Source organism: Agrobacterium genomosp. 2 str. CFBP 5494 (assembly GCF_900013495.1).
Taxonomy (GTDB): Bacteria; Pseudomonadota; Alphaproteobacteria; order Rhizobiales; family Rhizobiaceae; genus Agrobacterium; species Agrobacterium pusense.
Window position 1 is genome coordinate 1,765,099 of the sequence record NZ_LT009719.1, and the last position, 18,818, is coordinate 1,783,916.

Consider the following 18,818-nt stretch of genomic DNA (forward strand, 5'->3'; position numbering starts at 1 on the left):
TCTCCGGCGGGAGAAGAAACAGGTGGTGGCCACTCGATCCTGCCGCCCGCCAAGCGCAGATCAGCCGCGTAGCGAGCGCTTCAGCGCGGCAAAGTTTTTCGCCCGCGCTTTTGTTGCGTCATCTGCCCCGGCGCTTAGCGCGCAGAGGGTGAATTCCAGCAGGGAAACCAGTTGCAGCAAGCCTTGGCCGCCATTTTGCGCCTGCGGCATGGCGAGACAGAGGTCGGCACTTTCCGGACCCCATTCGTAAAAGCGCGTGGTGATCAGCAATGTGCGATAGCCGCTCTTGCGCGCCATTGCAGCCAAGCGCTGCAGCGGTGACAGGCTGCCGCCGCAATCCATGATGACGAGCAGGGTCTTCGCGGCGTCGAAATCCCACAGGGCAACATAGGCGGCGCTGTCGCTGCCGAGATAATGGATGTGCCCCCGGCTTTCGAGAAGACGCGCGTAGAAATGCCGCCCGGCATCGAGACCTTCCGGCGAGGTTGCCAGAAAGACATCGCCCGCCGTGGCGATCTCGTTCATGGCAAGCCGCCAGATTGACTGGGACGTCATGTCGAAGGCAGTCTGGACGGCCTGGATCTGCTGCGAAAGAAGCTGTGAAAACGGGTTGGACTGGCGTTCGCCGCCTTCCGCCGTTGCGGGCTGGTCCGCGCCGGCGGTTTCTTCGGCATGGCGCAGATCGGCGCGGATATCGCTGAACTGCCGGTATCCCAGCGAGCGCAGGAAACGTCCGACCGTCATCGGGCTGAGGCCGAGCTTCGCAGCCAGCGTCTGCGCCGTCTCGAACGGTAATTCGTCGAGATGTTCGATCAGATATTTGGCGATCTTGCGCTCGGAAGGGGTGCCTGCCTTCATGGCGCGCGTAAGGTTCAACAGCAGCTTTTCCACCAACGCCTCATTCTTATCTTTATTGAACGATGATGCATGCGCGCGCGCAGACAAGCGTGCGAACCGCAATTTGACGGTGGGGGATAGCTTTTCCGGCCTTGTCCTCCACCGGACCGGAATGCGAATTATGATAGGTATATTAATATATTTTAGAGATACCTTTTATTCAAGAGAAATTCCATCTCCGGTTTAGATCGCGCTAATCTACCTTTTGGGTCCCCGTCTTGCGCAGGATGGGGTCATTGCCTATCTCCTCCTGAGAGAGTGCCCCAACCCGAGAAGCTTCAAGGAGTTCCGAATGATTTTTGTTGCGGCGCGGCTCGCCTTCCAAAATCTCTTTGCCGCCGAAACCCGGTCGGTGTTCTGGAAGGTACTGGGGCTCACCCTTCTCGTGCTCGCGGCCCTGTGGTTCGCCATCCGCTCGATCTTCATCTATTTCGCCCTGCCATGGATAGACGCGCTGATTCCCGGCGTGCCGGACTGGGCGGGCTGGCTGAGCTTCGTTTTCGCCATTTTCGCCGGAATAGGGCTGGCTCTGGCACTGGCGCTGCTCATCTCGCCGGTCACTGCCGTCATCGCCGGCCTGTTTCTCGACGATGTCGCCGAAGTGGTTGAAAAAAAGAGCTATCCGGACGATCCGCCCGGCAGGGCGATGCCGATGGGCGAGGCTGTGCTCTCCTCCATCAAGTTTTTCGGCGTTGTCATTGCCGGCAACCTCATTGCGCTTTTTCTGCTGCTTGTTCCCGGTATCAACCTCATCGCGTTTTTTCCGGTGAACGGTTACCTGCTCGGCCGCGAATTCTTCGAATTCGCGGCGATGCGCTTCCGCTCGCCCGCTGACGCCCGGCTGTTCCGGGTAAAACACCGCACCACCGTCTTCATGGCCGGGCTGGTCATTGCGGCCTTTCTGGCGGTTCCATTCCTCAACCTGCTGACGCCGCTTTTTGCGGCCTCCATGATGGTGCATCTGCACAAGGCTGTCAGCCGCCGCGACCCTTCATTCGCCGCCAGCCGAACCGAACAGCTTCGCGGGTAATTCCACCAGCGGCGCCGGAATATCGAAGGTTTTTTCCGGCGATTTGCAGATATCGGCAATCACGCAGCGCTCGCATTCCGGCTTGCGTGCCTTGCAGCAGTAACGCCCGTGCAGGATCAGCCAGTGATGCGCATGGAACAGATATTCTTCGGGAATGATGCGGATCAGCCGGTCTTCAACCTCGTCAGGGGTCTTGCCCGGCGCAAGACAGAGCCGGTTGGCGATGCGGAACACATGTGTGTCCACCGCAAGCGTGGGCACGCCGAAGGCCATCGACATCACCACATTGGCCGTCTTGCGGCCCACGCCGGGAAGCGTCACCAGTTCGTCGCGGGTCTTCGGCACCTCGCCGCCGAAATTGTCGATCAGCATCTGCGACAGGGCAATGACGTTCTTCGCCTTGTTACGGTAAAGCCCGATGGTCTTGATGTAACCGATCAGTTCTTCCTCGCAAAGCGCCAGCATCTTTTCCGGCGTATCGGCCACCCTGAACAGCGCGCGGGTGGCCCGGTTCACGCCCACATCGGTCGCCTGTGCGGACAGCGCCACAGCCACCAGCAGGGTGAAGGGATTGGTATGTTCCAGCTCGCCTTTCGGTTCCGGCCGCTGGATGGAAAAGCGGCGGAAGATTTCGCTGAGCTCCTCCCTGGAATAGGCCGTCTTCACCCGCGCCGGCCTGCGCGCGGCTGCCGGATTTGACTTTTTCAAGGTTTGGGTGCTGGATCGTTTCTTGGCGATTGTCATGGATTATCTATAGCCAGCCCGCCCAAAGGAAAGCAACGTGGATACGCTCAACGACCAGCCGATTTTCGCGGCGGAACTCGTTCCGCACCGTTCGCTTGGCCGCCGCGGTTTCCGGCTGCTTCTCATCCTGTCGGGATTTGCCTGCCTGATCTATGGCGGCTTTTTCTTCGCCACTGGAGCGTGGCCGATCGGCCTGTTTTTCGGACTGGATTTTCTGCTGCTCTATATCGCTTTCCGCGTCAATTACCGGGCGGCCAAGGCGCGGGAGGAGGTCAGCGTCTCGCGCACCAGCCTGTCGATCCGAAAATTCTCCCCTGCCGGACGAATGGTGGAGCATCGCTTCAATCCGTTCTGGGCGCGTTTCAGGGTGAGGCGGCATGACGAGATCGGCATCGTCTCGATGCATGTGACGGGCGAGGGCCGGGCGACCGACATCGGCTCGTTCCTCAATCCGGATGATCGGGAAAGCTTTGCCAAGGCGTTTGGCGGTGCGCTGGCGACGGTGCGGCGGATGTAAGAGGATAATCCAGCTCTCCCTCCGTCATTCCGGCCCTGAGCCGGAATCCAGCCGACGCGCGTCGGCGCGGCGGAAAAGACTCCTTTCAGCCCAAGGACTTTGGCTGGCTGGATACCGGCTCGAGGCCGGTATGACGGTAGAAATGGAGCAGGGCGCAAGAAACGGGTGGAGACGACCACGCTTTAATGGTTTTCTCTTACCCGTTAGGAGATTTGCGATGAACGCCAATATTGCGCTGAACGAAGACATCACCCCCATCGGATCCGATTACGACACGGTGCGCGGGGTCATCGAGCTTTTGACGCTGGATTATCGCGAGCAGCCCTCCCTCGAAGCCATTGCCGCAAGGCTCGGCCAGTCACCGACGCAATTGCAGAAGACTTTCACCCGCTGGGCCGGCCTTTCGCCCAAGGCATTCCTTCAGGCTGTAACGCTCGATCATGCCAAGCGGCTTTTGCGCGAGGAGGATCTGCCGCTGCTCGAAACCTCGATCGAGGTCGGCATGTCGGGGCCGGGACGCCTGCACGACCTCTTCGTCACGCATGAAGCCATGTCGCCCGGCGAATGGAAGGCGAAGGGCGGCGGGCTGACGATCCGTTACGGGTTCCACGCCTCGCCCTTCGGTCTTGCGCTGGTCATGGTGACCGATCGTGGACTTGCCGGCTGCGCTTTTGCCGATCCGGGTGAGGAGAGGGCCTGTTTTGAAGACATGGCCGGCCGCTGGCCGAATGCGGATTATGTCGAGGATCGCGAAGCGACCGCGCCTTATGCCGCCCGTATCTTCGATCCGTCCATGTGGTCGGCGGACAGGCCGCTGCGTGTTGTGCTGCTCGGTACGGATTTTCAGGTGCGGGTATGGGAAAGCCTCCTCAAAATCCCGATGGGCCGCGCGGTCACCTATTCGCACATCGCCTGTGATATCGGCCAGCCTACTGCCTCCCGTGCCGTGGGTGCCGCAGTGGGGGCAAACCCGGTGTCCTTCGTCGTTCCCTGCCATCGCGCTGTCGGCAAAAGCGGGGCTCTAACGGGTTACCATTGGGGCCTCACTCGCAAGCGGGCGATGCTGGGTTGGGAAACGGGAAAGGTGTGAGGCTGGTCTCCCTCATCCCTGTGCTTGTCACAGGAATGAGGGGTGTCTGAGTAGGCTGCCTGACAACGCCTAAACTAGCTCCATCAACGCTCGCGCCGCCGCCTCGTCCGTTATCAGCGTATTGCAGCCGATCCGCTTGATCGTGGCGCGGATGGCGATGGCGCGGTGGGCGCCGCCGGAGGCAAGCACGATGTGTTTGGCCTTGCGCAGCGTGTCGAGATCGATCGCCATGGCGCGCTGGTTGATTGGATGATCGACCGAGCGGCCCTCGGCATCGATGAAGTTGAACATGGTGTCGCAGACGCAGCCGGCGTCAATGAGTTCGCGCAGCGTCTCCCTGGAGATGAAACCTTCCGACAAAGATGTGGAGTGCGGGCCGATATCGCCGCAGGAGACGATGGCAAGATCGAGCGTTTCGGCGAGATCGTACAGCGTTGCAAGCCCGCATTTTTCGATCAGCGCCCGTTTGGTCTCGACCGAATCCACCAGCAGCGGTGCGAGGAACATGTAACATTCCGCGCCGAGTGCGCTCGCCAGCCGCCAGGTGTAATCGAGCGGGTTGGTCTGGTGCACGGCGACGATACCGCCGAGCAGCGAAACGACCTTGCAGTTCTCCCGGCGCGGCGGGCGGAAGCTGGAAAGCGAGGCGGTCATGGTGCGACCCCAGCCAACGCCGATGGTGGCGCCATTCGGCACCGCTTCGGAGAGAAATTGCCCGAGCGCCAGCCCGACGGCCTTGGCGGTGCCTTCCGCACTGGCTTTGTCTGGAGAGGGGATGATCACGGCCTCGTCCAGCCCGTAAGCCGCCTCAAGCTGGCCGGCCAGCGAGACGAAATCTTCGATACCCTCATTGATCCATATCTGCACTTCGGAGCGCTTCATCGCTTCGTCCAGCAGGCGTATGACGGTGGAGCGGCTGATACCCAGTTTTTCGGCGACGTCCTTCTGCGTCATGCCCTGATTATAATAGAGCCATGCCGCCCGCAGCCGCAGCGAAGCCGCTTCCGAATAGGCCGTATGGGTTTCTCTTCTCAGTTTTGCCACGGTTTCCGCCATTCATTGTGTTTGCCGAGTATCGCAGGCATGAAACTTATGTCAATTGCGATGCGCAAATGTCTTGACTTTCGACCGTGCCGCTTGCGATAGTCAGAGCCGACGAAACCGCGATTTCGGCCTTGGGCGCACCCATGGTGCGGGAACGAAATGACGGCTGAGCAAGTTTTCAAGAGATCATGAAGGATCATTCGATATGACATCCAAACTCGAACAACTTCGCGCCATCACCACGGTCGTTGCCGACACCGGCGATATCGAGGCGGTTGCGCGCCTGAAGCCGGTGGATTGCACCACCAACCCGACCATCGTTCTGAAGGCGCTTGGCACGCCGGCATTTGCCGATGCGGTCAAGGAAGCCGTCGCCTGGGGCAAAAAGCAGGGCGGCCAGTCCGACGCCGTTGTTGCTGCCGTTGCCGATCGTCTGGCCATCTCCGTGGGGGCAGCGCTTGCCGGCCTCGTGCCGGGCCGCGTATCGACCGAAGTCGATGCCGACCTTTCATTCGATACCGAAGCCTCCATCACGAAGGCCCGCCACATCATTGCCGCCTACAAGGAGCGCGGCATCGAGCGTGAACGCATCCTCATCAAGCTTGCTTCCACCTGGGAAGGCATCAAGGCTGCCGAAGTGCTGCAGTCCGAAGGCATCGACTGCAACCTGACGCTCCTTTTCTCGCAGGCTCAGGCGATTGCCTGCGCCGAAGCCAAGGTCTTCCTCATTTCGCCCTTCGTCGGCCGTATCCTTGACTGGTACAAGAAGTCGACCGGCGAAAACTACACCGCCGAGACCGATCCGGGCGTCGTTTCCGTGCGCAGCATCTACAACTACTACAAGGCCAATGGCATCAGCACCGTCGTCATGGGCGCGTCCTTCCGCAACGTCGGCGAAATCGAAGCGCTTGCCGGTTGCGACCGCCTGACGATCAGCCCGGCGCTGCTGGAAGAGCTGGACAAGGATACCGGCAAGCTGGAGCGCAAGCTTTCGGCAGACAACGTCAAGGCCGAGCCGCTGCAGTCGCTGGACGAGAAGGCATTCCGCTGGGCGCTGAACGAAGACGCAATGGCTACCGAGAAGCTCTCGGAAGGTATCCGCCTCTTCGCCAAGGATCTGGTGACGCTGCGCGAAATGGTGCGCAAGGAACTGACGGCCGCCGCCGCCTGACGAAAAAAGGGGGAACCATCCGCGTTCCCCCGACGTTTACGAGACATAAATCTCCAGTCAACTGAAACGCGATCGGATCCCTGCCGGTCGCGTTTTTTTGTGCTCAGATAGTGCCCGTCACGATCTCGGAGATACGTTTTGCTGCCTCGCGGATCAACACCTCGCAGGCTTCGCGTGTGGGCGCCTTGCCGCCAAGAGGGGTAATATAGGGGCAGGTGATCACGGCCAGCGCGGTGCCATCGAGCGTCAGCACCGGAGCGGAAATATTGCGGACACCGGCGGTCTGGAGGCTGTCCATGGATTCGAAGCCGTTCTTGCGCACCTCTGCCAGCCGATCGGCAAGACCCGGCGGTATGGTCTCGCCGCTGCCGCGCACCTGTTCGGTTATCATGATCTGGCGCTGCGCTTCTGTCTGGAAGGCCAGAAGCACGTGGCCCGAGCCGGTGTGGAACAGGCTCATCTGCGCGCCGACACGCATGGACATGGCCCAGTAGGTGGATGATTCCTGTTGGGCAATGACGACAACGCTGCCGCGATCATGGACCGCCAGATGGCAGGCCTGCTCCGCACTCGCCGAAAAATCGCGCATGACAGGGGCCGCGAAGGAAACCAGCCGGCGGATAGGCGCATGGAAATGCGCCAGCCCGAACATTTTCAGCGTCAAAGAGAATCGATCGCCGTCAAGCCGCTGCACATAACCCCGGCGCACCAGCCGGTCCAGCATGCGGTAAAGCTCGTTGGGGCTCTTTCCGATGGACTTGGCGATCTCGATCTGTGTCAGCCCGCCATCGGTGCGGGCCAGAAGTTCGAGAATGTCCAGGCCCTTGTCGAGGGCGGGAGCGCGATATCTTTCGCTGTCGTCGTCGGTCATCTGGCCTCGATGATGATGGTGTGTATGGTCGCCGGCGCCGGGCAGGGCCTGAAAATAGGCTTGCCCTATACCGTCCGTCCACGCAAGTTTGCTTGACGCCATATGAATACCGCGTTTACATATGAATTGTCGATCCATATTTGAGATCACTGAAATTCAACGGCTCGGCCCCGGCAGGCGGGCGTGCCTTAGCGGGAGGCTATTCATGGTGCAGGATTTTAACGGCCGGACAGTGGTGATCACCGCGGCCGGTCAGGGTATCGGGCGGGCGGCGGCAGAGCGGTTCGTGTCGCTCGGGGCGCGCGTCATCGCCACCGATATCAATGAGCAGGCGCTTTCTACGCTCAAGGGGGCAGAGACGCGGGTTCTGAACGTGCTCGACAGCGATGGCGTAAAAGATTTTGCCGCCGATATCGGCCATGCGGATGTGCTGTTCAACTGCGCCGGTTTTGTTCATTCCGGCACCATCCTCGAGTGTGAGGAGAAGGACTGGGATTTCTCCTTCGACCTCAACGCAAAAGCCATGTACCGTACCTGCCGCGCTTTCCTGCCCGGCATGCTGGAGAAGGGCAAGGGCGCAATCGTCAACATGTCCTCGGTTGCGTCCAGCGTAAAGGGAGTGCCAAACCGGTTTGCCTACACCGCTTCCAAGGCCGCCGTTGTGGGTCTGACCAAGGCGATTGCGGCGGACTTCGTGACAAAGGGCATTCGTTGCAACGCCATCTGCCCCGGAACGGTGGATAGCCCTTCGCTGCACGATCGTTTGCGCGCCACCGGCAATTACGAACAGGCTCTTGCAGATTTCATCGCGCGCCAGCCTATGGGCCGCATCGCCACGCCGGAAGAGATCGCAGCGCTCGTCACCTACCTCGCGTCAGACGAAGCAGGTTTCACCACCGGCCAGATCCATGTCATTGATGGCGGCTGGACGGGCTAACGGATTTCAAGGGAGAGAGGAGGGCGACCGGCGTGACAACCGGTCGCCTTTTTCATTCAGACGACGGCGCTTCCGGCCATCAGCGCAAGCACGAGGAAGACCAGGAAGATCACCACGGCGATGAAGAACAGAATGCGGGCCACGCCGGCTGCGGCTGCCGAAATGCCGGTAAAGCCGAACACGCCCGCGATCAAAGAAATGACAAAGAAAATAAGAGCCCATTTAAGCATGGCACTTCCCCTCTTGCGAAATTTTCCCGAGCCGCCGTCCCGCGACAGGCTCGATAAAATGACGCGCAAAAGGAGAAAATGTTCCACGCGCCCGTAAAAATCGTTCTTTTATATTGCCGTCTCACGGGCCGTGTCGGTACGGCGGGTTTTCCAGAGGGTGCGGACGAATGTCGCGACGAAGGTGACGCTCATGAAGAGCACGATCGTGGGGGCGGGAGCGCTGTCGATCAGGAAACTCAGCCATATGCCCGCAAGCGACGAGGCGACCGCAACCGCAATGGCCACCAGCAGCATGGCGGAAAAACGCCGGGTCAGCAGGAAGGCGATTGCGCCCGGTGCGACGAGCATGGCGACGGAGAGAATGATGCCAACCGCCTTCAGCGCGCCGACTACGGTGAGCGACAGCACCATCAGCAGGCCATAATGCAGCACACGCACGGGCAGCCCGATGGCTCTTGCATGTTGCGCATCGAAGGCGTTGACCAGCAGATCCTTGCGCAGGATGCCGAGAAACAGAGTGGCGAAAAGCGCGATCACGCCCGTCTCCAGCATGTCCAAGGGCGCGATGCCGAGCATGTCGCCGAAGAGGATATGGTCGAGATGTACGTCGCTCTGCACCTTCACGTAAAGCACCAGTCCCAGCCCGAACATGCCGGAAAAGACGATGCCGAGCACCGTATCCTCCTTGATGCGGCTGTTTTCCTTGATGAAACCGGTGCCGAGGGCACATATCATGCCCGCGATGAAGGCCCCGATGGAAAGCGGGATGCCAACGATATAGGCCACCACCACGCCGGGCAGCACGGCATGGGAAACGGCGTCCCCCATCAGCGACCAGCCCTTCAGCACCAGAAAACAGGAGAGCATTGCCATGGGCACCGCGATCATCAGCGTGATCAGGAAGGCATATTGCATGAAAGGCAGTTGAAACGGCAGTATGGCCAGTTCGAGATATTCGCTCATGGCGTTTCCTCCAGCGCCCTGCGCGCCTTGGCGCGCGAGGCGAGCAGGCCGTGTTTGGGTGCAAAGACGAAGGCGGCAAGGAAGATCGCCGTCTGTAGCACCACGATGACGCCGCCGGTCGCGCCATCGAGAAAATAGCTGAGATAGGCGCCGATGAAGCTGGTGGCCGCGCCGATGATGAGGCTCATCAGGATCAGCCGCTCGAAACGGTCGGTCAGGAGATGGGCAGTAGCGCCCGGCGTCACCACCATGGCGACGACGAGGAAAGCGCCGACAGTCTGTAGGGCGGCAACCGTGGAGGCGGCCAGCAGGGTGAAGAAGATCACCTTCAGCACTTCCGGTTTCAGCCCCACGGTGCGGGCGTGGTTCTCATCGAAGAACACCACCATGAAGTCGCGCCATTTCAGCGAAAGCACAAGGAGGCTGATACCGCCGATCAAAGCCAGTTGGATGGTGTCTTCAGCGGTGATAGCGAGGATATTGCCGAGCACGATGGTCTGGATATTCACCGAGGTCGGCGAGAGCGACACCATGAACAGGCCAAGCCCGAAGAACGAGGTGAAGATCAGGCCGATAATCGCATCTTCCTTGAGCCGTGTCTTCTGATTCAGAAACAGCATGGACCCGGCCGCCAACCCGCCGGAGAGAAACGCGCCGAGCGAAAAGGGCAGGCCCAGCATATAGGCTCCGGCAACCCCGGGAACGATGGCATGGGAAAGCGCATCGCCGATCAATGACCAGCCCTTCAGCATCAGATAGGCCGAGAGAAAGCCGCAGACACCGCCCACCAGTGCGCTGACCCAGATGGCGTTCAACATGTAACCATAGGTGAAAGGCTCAAGAAGGGTGTCAATCATCGGCTTTCTCTTTCGGAGCCTCAGAATCGCGCCTGTCCTGGCCATTTTTGCCGTAGATCACGAAGGGCCGCTCGTCATCGGTTATGACCTTCAGGCGGCGCGGATCGGCGTCGCTATGCAACTCTGCCCCGCCGAGAAGGAAGTGGCGCAGGCTGCCGCCGAAAGCCCTTTGCAGGTTTTCCTCTGTAAAGGTGTCGCTTGTTTTGCCCGACGCCAGAACCGTACCCTTGACGAAGACGGCGCGGTCGCAGAATTCCGGAACGCTGCCAAGATTGTGGGTGGAGACCAGCATGACGCGGCCCTCGTCGCGCAGCGCCTTCAAAAGCGCGACGATCTGCTCCTCCGTCGTCACGTCGACACCGGTAAAAGGTTCGTCCAGCAGGATCACCTGCCCTTCCTGCGCCAGCGCGCGGGCCAGAAACACGCGCTTCTTCTGCCCGCCGGATAGTTCGCCGATCTGGCGCTTGCGATAATCGAGCATGTTGACGCGTTTCAGCGCCTCTTCCACCATCTGGTGATCGCGCTTCGAGGGAATGCGCAGGAAATTCATGTGGCCATAACGGCCCATCATCACCACGTCTTCCACCAGCACCGGAAAGCTCCAGTCGACCTCTTCCGCCTGCGGCACGTAAGCGACGAGGTTTTTCTTCAGCGCCTCCTTTACCGGCAGGTCGAAGATCGAGACGGAACCGGCGGCCAAAGGAACGAAACCCATGATCGCCTTGAAAATCGTGGACTTGCCGGCGCCGTTGACGCCGACAAGTGCCGTGATCGTTCCGCGGGGAATGGAGAAGCTGGCATCTCTTAATGCGGTGTGGCCGTTGCGATAGGTCACTGTCGCATTTTGAACCGTCAGGCCGCCGCCTGATTTTTTACTCCCCATTCTCATGAAGACAGTCCCTTGGCGATGGTTTCGCTCGTCACACGCAGCAGGTCCAGGTAAGTCGGGACGGGACCATCAGCCTCGCTCAGCGAATCCACATAGAGAATGCCGCCATAGGCCGCACCGGTTTCCTTGGCCACCTGCTGGGCGGGATCGGCGGAAACGGTGCTTTCGCTGAAGATGACGTGGATATTATGCTCGCGCATGGCGTCGATCACACCCCGAACCTGCTGGGGCGTGCCCTGACTGTCGGCGTTGACCGGCCAGAGGAACAATTCCTTCAGGCCGAAATCGCGGGCGAGATAAGAAAAGGCGCCTTCACTCGTCACCAACCAGCGCTTGTTTTCCGGAAGGGCCGAAAGTTCATTGCGGATCGGCTGCACCGTGGCCCTGATCCTGTCCGAATAGGCCTTGGCATTGGCGGCGTAGACATCGGCGTGGGCGGGGTCGATCTCGCTGAGGCCCTTGCGAATATTTTCGACGTAGATCAAGGCGTTATCGGGAGACATCCAGGCGTGCGGATTGGGCTTGCCCTGATAGGCGCCGCCGCTGATCGCCATCGGCTTCACACCATCGCTCACCGTCACATCAGGCACGCCGGAGAGGTTAGTCAGGAATTTCTCGAACCACAATTCCAGATTGAGTCCGTTGCGCAGCACCAGATCGGCCTTGCGGGCCTTCAGAATGTCGCGGGGCGTCGGCTGGTAATTGTGGATTTCCGCGCCGGGCTTGGTGATGCTTTCCACCTCGGCCGCGTCACCCGCTACGTTGCGCGCCATATCGGCGATGATGGTAAAGGTGGTCACGACAACAGGTTTTTCCTGGGCAAAGCCGACGCCCGGAAGAAAAAGCGAGAAAGCGAAAATGGCGTGGCGGAATTTATGGACGTTCACGTGCTCACCAGATTTTGTTGCGACTAATTCGCAATACCATCTGTTATAAAATCACCTTTGTCAACGCTATTGCAAATCATTCGCAAATCTTGAGATTTCTGAAATGTCCGAAAATGATGCGCTTTTGCGGGTATCTTGCCTGCGGGATTAAACTTTTTTCAATGAGAAAGCGGCACTATCGGAAGGCTCGGACAGCGTGGTCCGAAGCTTATCCCGCGTGTGTTCCTCATCCTTCGAGCCACGTTTCCGGGGTGAGGGCGAGAGGCGGGGTACTTGATGTCAGGATGTTGCGGGTGAAAGCTGTATTCGGACGAATGCGGTTTTCGCGCAAGCTCGTTATGATTGGAGGCGGGATCCTGCTTTTGGCAGGCGCGACCGGTTCCGCTGCCGTGTTCATCGGCAGCGAGCGGCTGCTTGGCCCATCCTATGCCTCCACCAACGGGCTTTCCTGCGACGCAGTCCAGACAGTGAATATCCGCAAGAACGGCTCGCTATGGGTACGCAAGTTCATTCGCACCGAAGGCGGAGACGGCACGGAGCGGTTGAAAACCGCCCTGCGCGTCGCCAAAGCGGTTTACGACAAACAGAAGCCCGATCTGGTTCAGGTCTCCGTGCTTGACAGGAACGGACCGCAGCTGCGTTCGGAAATGCGCGGCCGGGCCATTGCCGCACAGGTGGTCTTCATTCCGGATCCGGCGAAAATTCCCGAGGGCGCCGAGGCCCGCCGTTATTCAGCCTTCTATTATGACGGCGCAGCAAATGGCAGCGGCCAGTTTTACGGTCTGCGCATCGATCTGCCGCTTGAAGATACCGAAGCCATGGCTGCCAGCCTCAGCGACTTCGCCGATTGTGCGACGCCGGTTGCGGAGCCGGAAGCGGGCGGCCACGAGGGCAAGTCCGCCAAAGGTCACGGCGAAAGCAAGGGCGGGGCCAGCGGCGAACATGACGCTGCGCCAACGGAGCCCGGCCATGGCGAAACTGCTCCGGAAGCACATGACGAAACTCCGTCTCCCGAAGCGCATGGTGAGACCGTCACCGACGAGCTTCTGACCTCGACACCGGAAGCCGAGGGCAGCAGCATCTTCAGCCTGTCCTATCTGAAGTCACTGATCTTCGGAAAAGGCTCGACCACCGCGCAGGCGGCGGAGGAAAAACCGATGGACGGAGAGGCGGCGGTGGCAGAGGAAGCTGCTGGCGAAAAGGCCAAGGCGGGGCATTGAGAGGGATTCGGCTGTTGCCTAGGCGTTCCTGTTTCATGCCGGCGGCAGGTTCCGCCGACGCTCCCTTGTCATGCTTGCGCGACGTCATCCTTGGGCTTGTCCCACGCCTCTAAGCACGTCAACAAAATCGCTACGTTAGCAAATCCTCGGGACAAGCCCGAGGATGAGGTTGAGTGAATATTCACCCTTCAGCGCCAACTTCAAGGGGATTGCAGCTTGCCCGGAAATTCGAACCGGGCAGCGCTCCTGGTGCCTCAATCCGCCTTGTTGCGGCGGGCCGGGAAGAGAATGACGTCGCGGATTGACGGGGCGTTGGTCAAAAGCATGATCAGGCGGTCGACGCCGATGCCGAGGCCGCCGGCGGGGGGCATGCCCTGGTCGATGGCGTCGAGGAACTCGTCGTCCAGCTGCTTGTCCTTTTCGCCACGCGCATGCGCCTGTTCCAGCTGCTCCACCATACGGCGGCGCTGTTCTTCCGGATCGTTGAGTTCCGAGAAGGCGTTGCCCACTTCCCAGGCGTTGCAATAGCTTTCGAAACGCTCGACGAGGCGCGGTTCACCCGGCACTTCCTTGGCGAAGGGCGAGATGTCCTTCGGAAAATGCGTGACGTGGCTCGGCTGGATCAGCGTGCCTTCCACCTTCTCTTCGAAGATGAAGGCAAGGCATTCGCCCCAGGTCCAGTCCTTCTCGACAGCAAAACCGGCGGCCTTGGCGGCAGCTCGGGCTTCTTCGTCGGTCTTGATGGCGAGGAAGTCGATACCGGTTGCTTCCTTCACCGCATCAGGCATCGGCACGCGCTTGAACGGACCCTTGAACGAGATCGTCTGGCCCTGGAATTCCACCTCTGTGGTGCCGTGGAGCGAGATCGCCAGCGTCTCGAACAGCCGCTCAACGAGACCCATGATGTCTTCGTAATCGGCATAGGCCCAATAGCACTCCATCATGGTGAATTCAGGATTGTGCCGTGTGGAGACGCCTTCGTTGCGGAAGTTGCGGTTGATTTCAAAAACCTTGTCGGACAGGCCCGAAACCAGCGTGCGCTTCAGGAAAAGTTCCGGCGCGATGCGCAGATACATGTCCATCTTCAGCGTGTTGTGGAAGGTCTTGAACGGATCGGCGGTCGCGCCGCCATAGACGGTCTGCAGCATCGGCGTTTCCACTTCGAGGAAGCCTTCGGCCTCCATGAAGCGGCGGATGCCGGAGAGAATCTTCGAGCGCTGCAGGAAGCGCAGCTTGGATTCCTCGTTGGAGAGAATGTCGAGGTGGCGCTTGCGGTAACGCAGCTCGATGTCGGAGACGCCGTGCCACTTCTCGGGCATCGGCAGCAGCGACTTCGTCAGCATGGTGATTTCTTCGGCGTTGATCGTCAGCTCACCGCGCTTGGTGCGGCGCACCTTGCCGGTCACGCCGATGATGTCGCCGATATCGATCATCGGCAGCAGGTTGCGCGCCGCTTCCGGCGTCGTATCCTTGTGCGAGAAGATCTGCACCTTGCCCGAGGCGTCATGAATATCCATGAACATGCCGGAATTGCGCGAGGAATAAACGCGTCCCGCCACCGTCACCGTATCACCGGTCTCGACGTCGGCTTCGATATCGGCATATTTTTCCGCCAGCTCGGCATTGCTCATCGTGCGGTGGAAATGCGCCGGATAGACGTCGCCGATCTGCTCGCGCAGCAGCGCAAGTTTCTGGCGGCGCACTTCTGTCGCGTCGGAGGAGAGGGCGGTGGTTTCGGTCTTGGTGTCGGTCATCGTGTTCGCCTTTAGCGGGCTTGTTCGTTGCGGTTACCCTTGGCGCTCTGGGTTACCCCCCCTCTGTCCTGCCGGACATCTCCCCACAAGGGGGGAGATCAGATGCCGCGCCCGCCCGTTCCATGGGCAAGGTGTCAGCCGCTTGTCGATCTCCCCCCTTGAGGGGGAGATGCCCGGCAGGGCAGAGGGGGTGAGCCCCAGGCAAAGAGCGTATTCTAAAATGCTGCCGTCACCGCCAGCACGTCATCATCAGCTTCCGCTGCCAACCATCGTGGCCACAACGGCGATCGCAGCCTTCAGGCGCTGGCGCACGACGGAGCGGCCGAGCAGCGCCATCGAGTCAAACAGCGGCAGCGAGCGCGACGATCCGGACATGGCGACGAAAAGCGGCGGCGTGACGACGCGCAGCTTCTTGCCGGTGCGTTCGGCCACATCGCGCAGCTCGGCCTCGATGGCTTCCACATTCCAGTCAGGCATCTTTTCGAGGTCTGCGGCAACCGTGGTGAGGATTTCGTGGATTTCCTCCGGCTTGCTCTTCAGCCCGGCAAAGGAGGCGGGCGTCAGGCCAGCATCGCTTGCGAGCAGGAAGCCGGCAAGGTTCGGCAGCTCGCCGAGTTTGGAAACGCGGCTCTGCGCAAGCTTCAGGCCCTCGGTCAGGCGGGAATTCTCCATCGCCCATTCCAGTGTGCGGGCAATGAACTCTTCCGGCGAAAGCTTTTCGCGCAGCCAGCGGCCATTCAGCCAATCCAGCTTCTGAATGTCGAAAATGGCGCCGGCCTTGGAAAGCGCTTCCGGGTCGAACTTCGCGGCGAGCTCGTCCATGGTGAGAAGTTCTTCGCCCTCTGCGATCTGGATGAAGAACAGGCCGAGGAAGTTCATCAACGCTTCCGGCAGGTAACCGAGCGCGGAATAATAGGAGATCGAGGTCGGGTTCTTGCGCTTGGAAAGCTTCGACTTGTCGGCGTTGCGCATCAGCGAGAGATGCATGAACACCGGCTCCTGCCAGCCGAAATAACGGTAAAGCAGGATGTGCTTGGGCACAGACGCCAGCCATTCTTCGCCGCGCGCCACATGGCTGATCTTCATCAGATGGTCGTCGATGACGTTGGCCATGTGATAGGTCGGCATGCCGTCGGCCTTGATCAGCACCTGCATGTCGACGGAATCCCACGGGATCGACACGTCGCCATAAACGCCGTCATGGAAATCGCACGAGCCTTCGGTCGGGATTTTCATGCGCACGACGTTCGCTTCACCGGCGGCAACGCGGGCGGTTACTTCCTCGGCCTTCAGGTTGAGGCAGTGTCCGTCATATTTCGGCGGCTTGCCGGCGGCGCGCTGGGCCTCGCGCATCTGCTCCAGCCGCTCGGGCGTGCAGAAACAGCGGAAGGCATGGCCCTTTTCCAGAAGTTCTTCGGCATAGGGCCAGTACATGGCCTTGCGCTCTGACTGGCGATACGGACCGTAAGGGCCGCCGACATCGGGGCCTTCCGACCAGGTAAGGCCGGTCCAGCGCAGGGCTTCCAGCACCTTCTGCTCATATTCGAGGGTCGAGCGGGTGGCGTCGGTATCCTCGATGCGCAGGATGAACTCGCCGCCGTGTTTCTTGGCGAAGAGATAGTTGAACAGCGCGATATAAGCGGTGCCGACATGCGGCTCGCCGGTGGGGGAAGGTGCGATGCGGACGCGAACGCCGGAAGTGGTCATGAATTTCACTCGTCGTGACGTGGCGGTGACATCGGGGCGGTTCCACCCTGATACCACGGAGTTTTCGTTTGGATGCGGCAGGACATCATGTCGAAAGGCGAAAGGAAAGTGCCTTTTTCATATTCCCGTTCGGCTTGGGCTTAGGCCATATTCTGCCGCAGGCGTCAAGGAAATATGGAGTCTCCAGAGGTCGGCCGGTCCTGCCGGCTGGCTTCAGTTGACCGGCCAGACGTAAAGCAGCATGGGAATGCTGGCAATGACGATCATGATCGATAGCGGCAGGCCAAGCCGCGGGTAGTCGCTGAAACGATAACCCCCGGGACCCATGACCAGCGTATTGCACTGGTGCCCGATGGGGGTGAGGAAATCGCAGCCCGCGCCGATCGCCACCGCCATCAGGAAGGCCTCCGGCCGGAAACCGAGCGTGGTGGCAAAACCCGCGGCAATCGGCGCCATGACCAGCACCGTTGCGGCATTGTTGAGAAAGGGCGTAACCGCCATGGCGGTGAGCAGGATCATGCCGAGCGCGGCAAAGGGCGGCAGGCCCTGAGCCGCGCTGCCGAGCCAGGCGGCGATCAACTCGCTGGCGCCGCTGGTGCGCAGCGAGTCGCTGACGGGAATGAGGGCGGCGAGCATGACGAGGATAGGGCCATCGACGGATTTGTAGACTTCGGTCAGCGGAATGGCGCCGACGACGATCATCATGAAGGCGGCTGCGAAAAAGGCGACCGAGACCGGGACCAGACCGCTGCCGGCCGCGATCATGGCGGCGGCGAGTACGATGACCGGCAAAAGCGCGCGGCGCTGTACGCCGAGCAGAATCTCCCGCTGCGCCAGCGGCAGCAGCGAAAATTCCTGCAGCACCTGCGGCAGGTTCTTGCGGCTGCCCTGTAAAAGGATGACGTCACCCGCCTGCAATGTCAGTTCCGAGAGCCGCTGGCTGACACGCTGGCCGCGCCGGCTCACCGCGATCAGGTTGACGCCACGCGTATAGGACAGCGCGAGTTCCCGCGCCGAAATGCCGTTCAGAACGGATTCGTTGCTGATGACGGCCTCCATGGAAATGAGATCGGCGGTTTTCTGGCCGTTCTCCATCAGGGGCTTGCCGGAAAGCAGCAACTTTGCCTGGGAGACGATGCGGTCGAGCCCTTCCGGGCTGCCTTCGAGCAGAACCGTGTCTCCGGCCTTCAGCGTCACGTCGGGAAAGGGGGAAATGCGCCGCGGTCCGCGCAGGATGGTGCTGGCGATGACATCGCCATCGGCCTGCTTGAGAAGTTCGCGCAGCGGCTTGTCCGCAAAGGTATTGTCTGCAGGCAGCGTCGCTTCGGCGGTATAGGCGGACTGGTCGAGAATATCCTCGACAGAGGCCTTTTCCCGGTTGCGCACCGGCAGCAACCGATAACCGAAGGTCAGGAAGATGATGCCGATGACGGTGAGGCCAGCCCCAACGGGCGTGAAATCGAACATCGAGAAGCTCTCACCGGTCATCTCCTCACGCAGGCGCGAGACGACGATGTTCGGCGACGTGCCGATCTGCGTCATCAGCCCGCCCAGCAAGGCGGCAAACGCCATGGGCATCAGGTAATAGGAAACCGGGCTTCCGGATTTGCGGGCGAACTGGAACGCGACGGGCATCATGATGGCGAGTGCGCCAATGTTCTTGATGAAGGCCGACATGACGGCGACGACGATCATCAGGAAGGCGAGCTGCAGGCCTTTGGAATGCATCTCGGGGAAATACTTCTTGATCGTCATGTCGACGATGCCTGAACGCGCCACCGCCGAACTGACAACCAGCGCGCTGCCGACGATGATGACGATATCATCCGAAAAGCCGGAAAATGCCTTGTCGAAAGGCACGACGCCGAGTGCTACAGCCACCAGCAGCGCGCTGCAGGCGACGACGTCATAACGAAACCTGTCCCAGATGAAGGCCACCATCATGCCGGCGATGACGGTGAAGGCGAGGATCTGGTCTGTCGTCATGCTGGCTTATGCTTTCGAAGGAGA

At 60.4% G+C, this 18,818-nt stretch carries 18 protein-coding genes; 6 read left to right on the top strand and 12 right to left on the bottom strand.

The features are described 5' to 3' along the window. Window positions 1-60 precede the first annotated feature (60 nt). Window positions 61-894: a MurR/RpiR family transcriptional regulator gene (locus AGR2A_RS22995; protein WP_044459382.1), complete on the bottom strand. Its 834-nt coding sequence runs from the start codon at window positions 892-894 to the stop codon at window positions 61-63. A 295-nt stretch (window positions 895-1,189) separates the two neighbouring features. On the opposite strand from AGR2A_RS22995, the gene AGR2A_RS23000 reads away from it, so the two are divergent. Beyond that, window positions 1,190-1,927 (top strand): sulfate transporter family protein, encoded by a 738-nt coding sequence (locus AGR2A_RS23000; protein ID WP_072493053.1) that lies wholly within the window; start codon window positions 1,190-1,192, stop codon window positions 1,925-1,927. Here the strand turns inward: AGR2A_RS23000 and nth are convergent. After that, window positions 1,889-2,671, bottom strand: a complete 783-nt coding sequence (gene nth, locus AGR2A_RS23005; protein ID WP_072493052.1) for an endonuclease III — start codon at window positions 2,669-2,671, stop codon at window positions 1,889-1,891. The genes AGR2A_RS23000 and nth overlap by 39 nt on opposite strands. A 37-nt stretch (window positions 2,672-2,708) precedes the next feature. Here nth and AGR2A_RS23010 point away from each other — a divergent pair, with 37 nt between their 5' ends. Together AGR2A_RS23010 and AGR2A_RS23015 are read left to right on the top strand one after the other, a co-directional pair. After that, the gene (locus AGR2A_RS23010) at window positions 2,709-3,188 is read left to right on the top strand and encodes a DUF2244 domain-containing protein (RefSeq protein WP_072493051.1); all 480 of its coding nucleotides are present in this window, start codon (window positions 2,709-2,711) and stop codon (window positions 3,186-3,188) included. A gap of 217 nt (window positions 3,189-3,405) precedes the next feature. Then, window positions 3,406-4,278: a methylated-DNA--[protein]-cysteine S-methyltransferase gene (locus AGR2A_RS23015; protein WP_034496818.1), complete on the top strand. Its 873-nt coding sequence runs from the start codon at window positions 3,406-3,408 to the stop codon at window positions 4,276-4,278. Between the two features lie 69 nt (window positions 4,279-4,347). Here the strand turns inward: AGR2A_RS23015 and AGR2A_RS23020 are convergent, their stop codons facing one another. Further along, window positions 4,348-5,322: a sugar-binding transcriptional regulator gene (locus tag AGR2A_RS23020; protein WP_034497564.1), complete on the bottom strand. Its 975-nt coding sequence runs from the start codon at window positions 5,320-5,322 to the stop codon at window positions 4,348-4,350. 205 nt (window positions 5,323-5,527) lie between these two features. On the opposite strand from AGR2A_RS23020, the gene tal reads away from it, so the two are divergent. Next, complete coding sequence (gene tal, locus AGR2A_RS23025) at window positions 5,528-6,493, top strand: transaldolase (RefSeq protein WP_004445235.1); 966 nt, start codon at window positions 5,528-5,530, stop codon at window positions 6,491-6,493. A 103-nt stretch (window positions 6,494-6,596) separates the two neighbouring features. Here tal and AGR2A_RS23030 read toward each other — a convergent pair whose 3' ends face one another. Then, on the bottom strand, window positions 6,597-7,364 hold the full coding sequence (locus AGR2A_RS23030; RefSeq protein WP_006699543.1) for an IclR family transcriptional regulator: 768 nt from the start codon (window positions 7,362-7,364) through the stop codon (window positions 6,597-6,599). Window positions 7,365-7,569: 205 nt separating this feature from the next. Between AGR2A_RS23030 and AGR2A_RS23035 the strand changes: the two genes are divergently transcribed. After that, window positions 7,570-8,301 carry an SDR family oxidoreductase gene (locus tag AGR2A_RS23035; protein WP_037092311.1) on the top strand — a complete coding sequence of 244 codons (732 nt, stop codon included), beginning with the start codon at window positions 7,570-7,572 and terminating at the stop codon, window positions 8,299-8,301. 56 nt (window positions 8,302-8,357) lie between these two features. Here AGR2A_RS23035 and AGR2A_RS23040 read toward each other — a convergent pair whose 3' ends face one another. The 5 genes from AGR2A_RS23040 to AGR2A_RS23060 all read right to left on the bottom strand — a co-directional run bounded on the left by AGR2A_RS23040 (window position 8,358) and on the right by AGR2A_RS23060 (window position 12,127). Beyond that, window positions 8,358-8,531 (bottom strand): DUF1328 domain-containing protein, encoded by a 174-nt coding sequence (locus tag AGR2A_RS23040; protein WP_003499086.1) that lies wholly within the window; start codon window positions 8,529-8,531, stop codon window positions 8,358-8,360. Between the two features lie 108 nt (window positions 8,532-8,639). After that, a complete protein-coding gene (locus AGR2A_RS23045) occupies window positions 8,640-9,494 on the bottom strand; it encodes a metal ABC transporter permease (protein WP_072493050.1) in 855 nt (284 codons plus the stop codon). Then, window positions 9,491-10,351, bottom strand: a complete 861-nt coding sequence (locus AGR2A_RS23050; protein WP_072493049.1) for a metal ABC transporter permease — start codon at window positions 10,349-10,351, stop codon at window positions 9,491-9,493. The genes AGR2A_RS23045 and AGR2A_RS23050 overlap by 4 nt, the downstream gene beginning before the upstream one ends. After that, a complete protein-coding gene (locus tag AGR2A_RS23055) occupies window positions 10,344-11,240 on the bottom strand; it encodes a manganese/iron ABC transporter ATP-binding protein (protein WP_072493048.1) in 897 nt (298 codons plus the stop codon). The genes AGR2A_RS23050 and AGR2A_RS23055 overlap by 8 nt, the downstream gene beginning before the upstream one ends. After that, window positions 11,237-12,127 carry a metal ABC transporter substrate-binding protein gene (locus AGR2A_RS23060; protein ID WP_072493047.1) on the bottom strand — a complete coding sequence of 297 codons (891 nt, stop codon included), beginning with the start codon at window positions 12,125-12,127 and terminating at the stop codon, window positions 11,237-11,239. The genes AGR2A_RS23055 and AGR2A_RS23060 overlap by 4 nt, the downstream gene beginning before the upstream one ends. Window positions 12,128-12,411: 284 nt before the next feature. Here AGR2A_RS23060 and AGR2A_RS23065 point away from each other — a divergent pair, with 284 nt between their 5' ends. Further along, on the top strand, window positions 12,412-13,347 hold the full coding sequence (locus tag AGR2A_RS23065; protein WP_153775763.1) for a hypothetical protein: 936 nt from the start codon (window positions 12,412-12,414) through the stop codon (window positions 13,345-13,347). 254 nt (window positions 13,348-13,601) lie between these two features. Here AGR2A_RS23065 and lysS read toward each other — a convergent pair whose 3' ends face one another. The 3 genes from lysS to AGR2A_RS23080 all read right to left on the bottom strand — a co-directional run bounded on the left by lysS (window position 13,602) and on the right by AGR2A_RS23080 (window position 18,794). Next, window positions 13,602-15,101, bottom strand: coding sequence for a lysine--tRNA ligase (gene lysS / locus AGR2A_RS23070; protein WP_004445220.1), 1,500 nt, complete (start codon window positions 15,099-15,101; stop codon window positions 13,602-13,604). A 249-nt stretch (window positions 15,102-15,350) separates the two neighbouring features. Then, window positions 15,351-16,808 carry a glutamate--tRNA ligase gene (gene gltX, locus AGR2A_RS23075; RefSeq protein WP_022562751.1) on the bottom strand — a complete coding sequence of 486 codons (1,458 nt, stop codon included), beginning with the start codon at window positions 16,806-16,808 and terminating at the stop codon, window positions 15,351-15,353. A 213-nt stretch (window positions 16,809-17,021) separates the two neighbouring features. Beyond that, the gene (locus AGR2A_RS23080; RefSeq protein ID WP_072493046.1) at window positions 17,022-18,794 is read right to left on the bottom strand and encodes an SLC13 family permease; all 1,773 of its coding nucleotides are present in this window, start codon (window positions 18,792-18,794) and stop codon (window positions 17,022-17,024) included. Window positions 18,795-18,818 lie beyond the last annotated feature (24 nt).

Excerpts from the sequence above, each read along its gene's own strand:
- AGR2A_RS23000 (WP_072493053.1), top strand. The coding sequence starts at position 1,190 with ATGATTTTTGTTGCGGCGCGGCTCGCCTTCCAAAATCTCTTTGCCGCC.
- nth (WP_072493052.1), bottom strand. The coding sequence starts at position 2,671 with ATGACAATCGCCAAGAAACGATCCAGCACCCAAACCTTGAAAAAGTCA.
- AGR2A_RS23015 (WP_034496818.1), top strand. The coding sequence starts at position 3,406 with ATGAACGCCAATATTGCGCTGAACGAAGACATCACCCCCATCGGATCC.
- tal (WP_004445235.1), top strand. The coding sequence starts at position 5,528 with ATGACATCCAAACTCGAACAACTTCGCGCCATCACCACGGTCGTTGCC.
- AGR2A_RS23030 (WP_006699543.1), bottom strand. The coding sequence starts at position 7,364 with ATGACCGACGACGACAGCGAAAGATATCGCGCTCCCGCCCTCGACAAG.
- AGR2A_RS23035 (WP_037092311.1), top strand. The coding sequence starts at position 7,570 with ATGGTGCAGGATTTTAACGGCCGGACAGTGGTGATCACCGCGGCCGGT.
- AGR2A_RS23040 (WP_003499086.1), bottom strand. The coding sequence starts at position 8,531 with ATGCTTAAATGGGCTCTTATTTTCTTTGTCATTTCTTTGATCGCGGGC.
- AGR2A_RS23045 (WP_072493050.1), bottom strand. The coding sequence starts at position 9,494 with ATGAGCGAATATCTCGAACTGGCCATACTGCCGTTTCAACTGCCTTTC.
- AGR2A_RS23050 (WP_072493049.1), bottom strand. The coding sequence starts at position 10,351 with ATGATTGACACCCTTCTTGAGCCTTTCACCTATGGTTACATGTTGAAC.
- AGR2A_RS23055 (WP_072493048.1), bottom strand. The coding sequence starts at position 11,240 with ATGAGAATGGGGAGTAAAAAATCAGGCGGCGGCCTGACGGTTCAAAAT.
- AGR2A_RS23065 (WP_153775763.1), top strand. The coding sequence starts at position 12,412 with ATGTTGCGGGTGAAAGCTGTATTCGGACGAATGCGGTTTTCGCGCAAG.
- lysS (WP_004445220.1), bottom strand. The coding sequence starts at position 15,101 with ATGACCGACACCAAGACCGAAACCACCGCCCTCTCCTCCGACGCGACA.
- gltX (WP_022562751.1), bottom strand. The coding sequence starts at position 16,808 with ATGACCACTTCCGGCGTTCGCGTCCGCATCGCACCTTCCCCCACCGGC.
- AGR2A_RS23080 (WP_072493046.1), bottom strand. The coding sequence starts at position 18,794 with ATGACGACAGACCAGATCCTCGCCTTCACCGTCATCGCCGGCATGATG.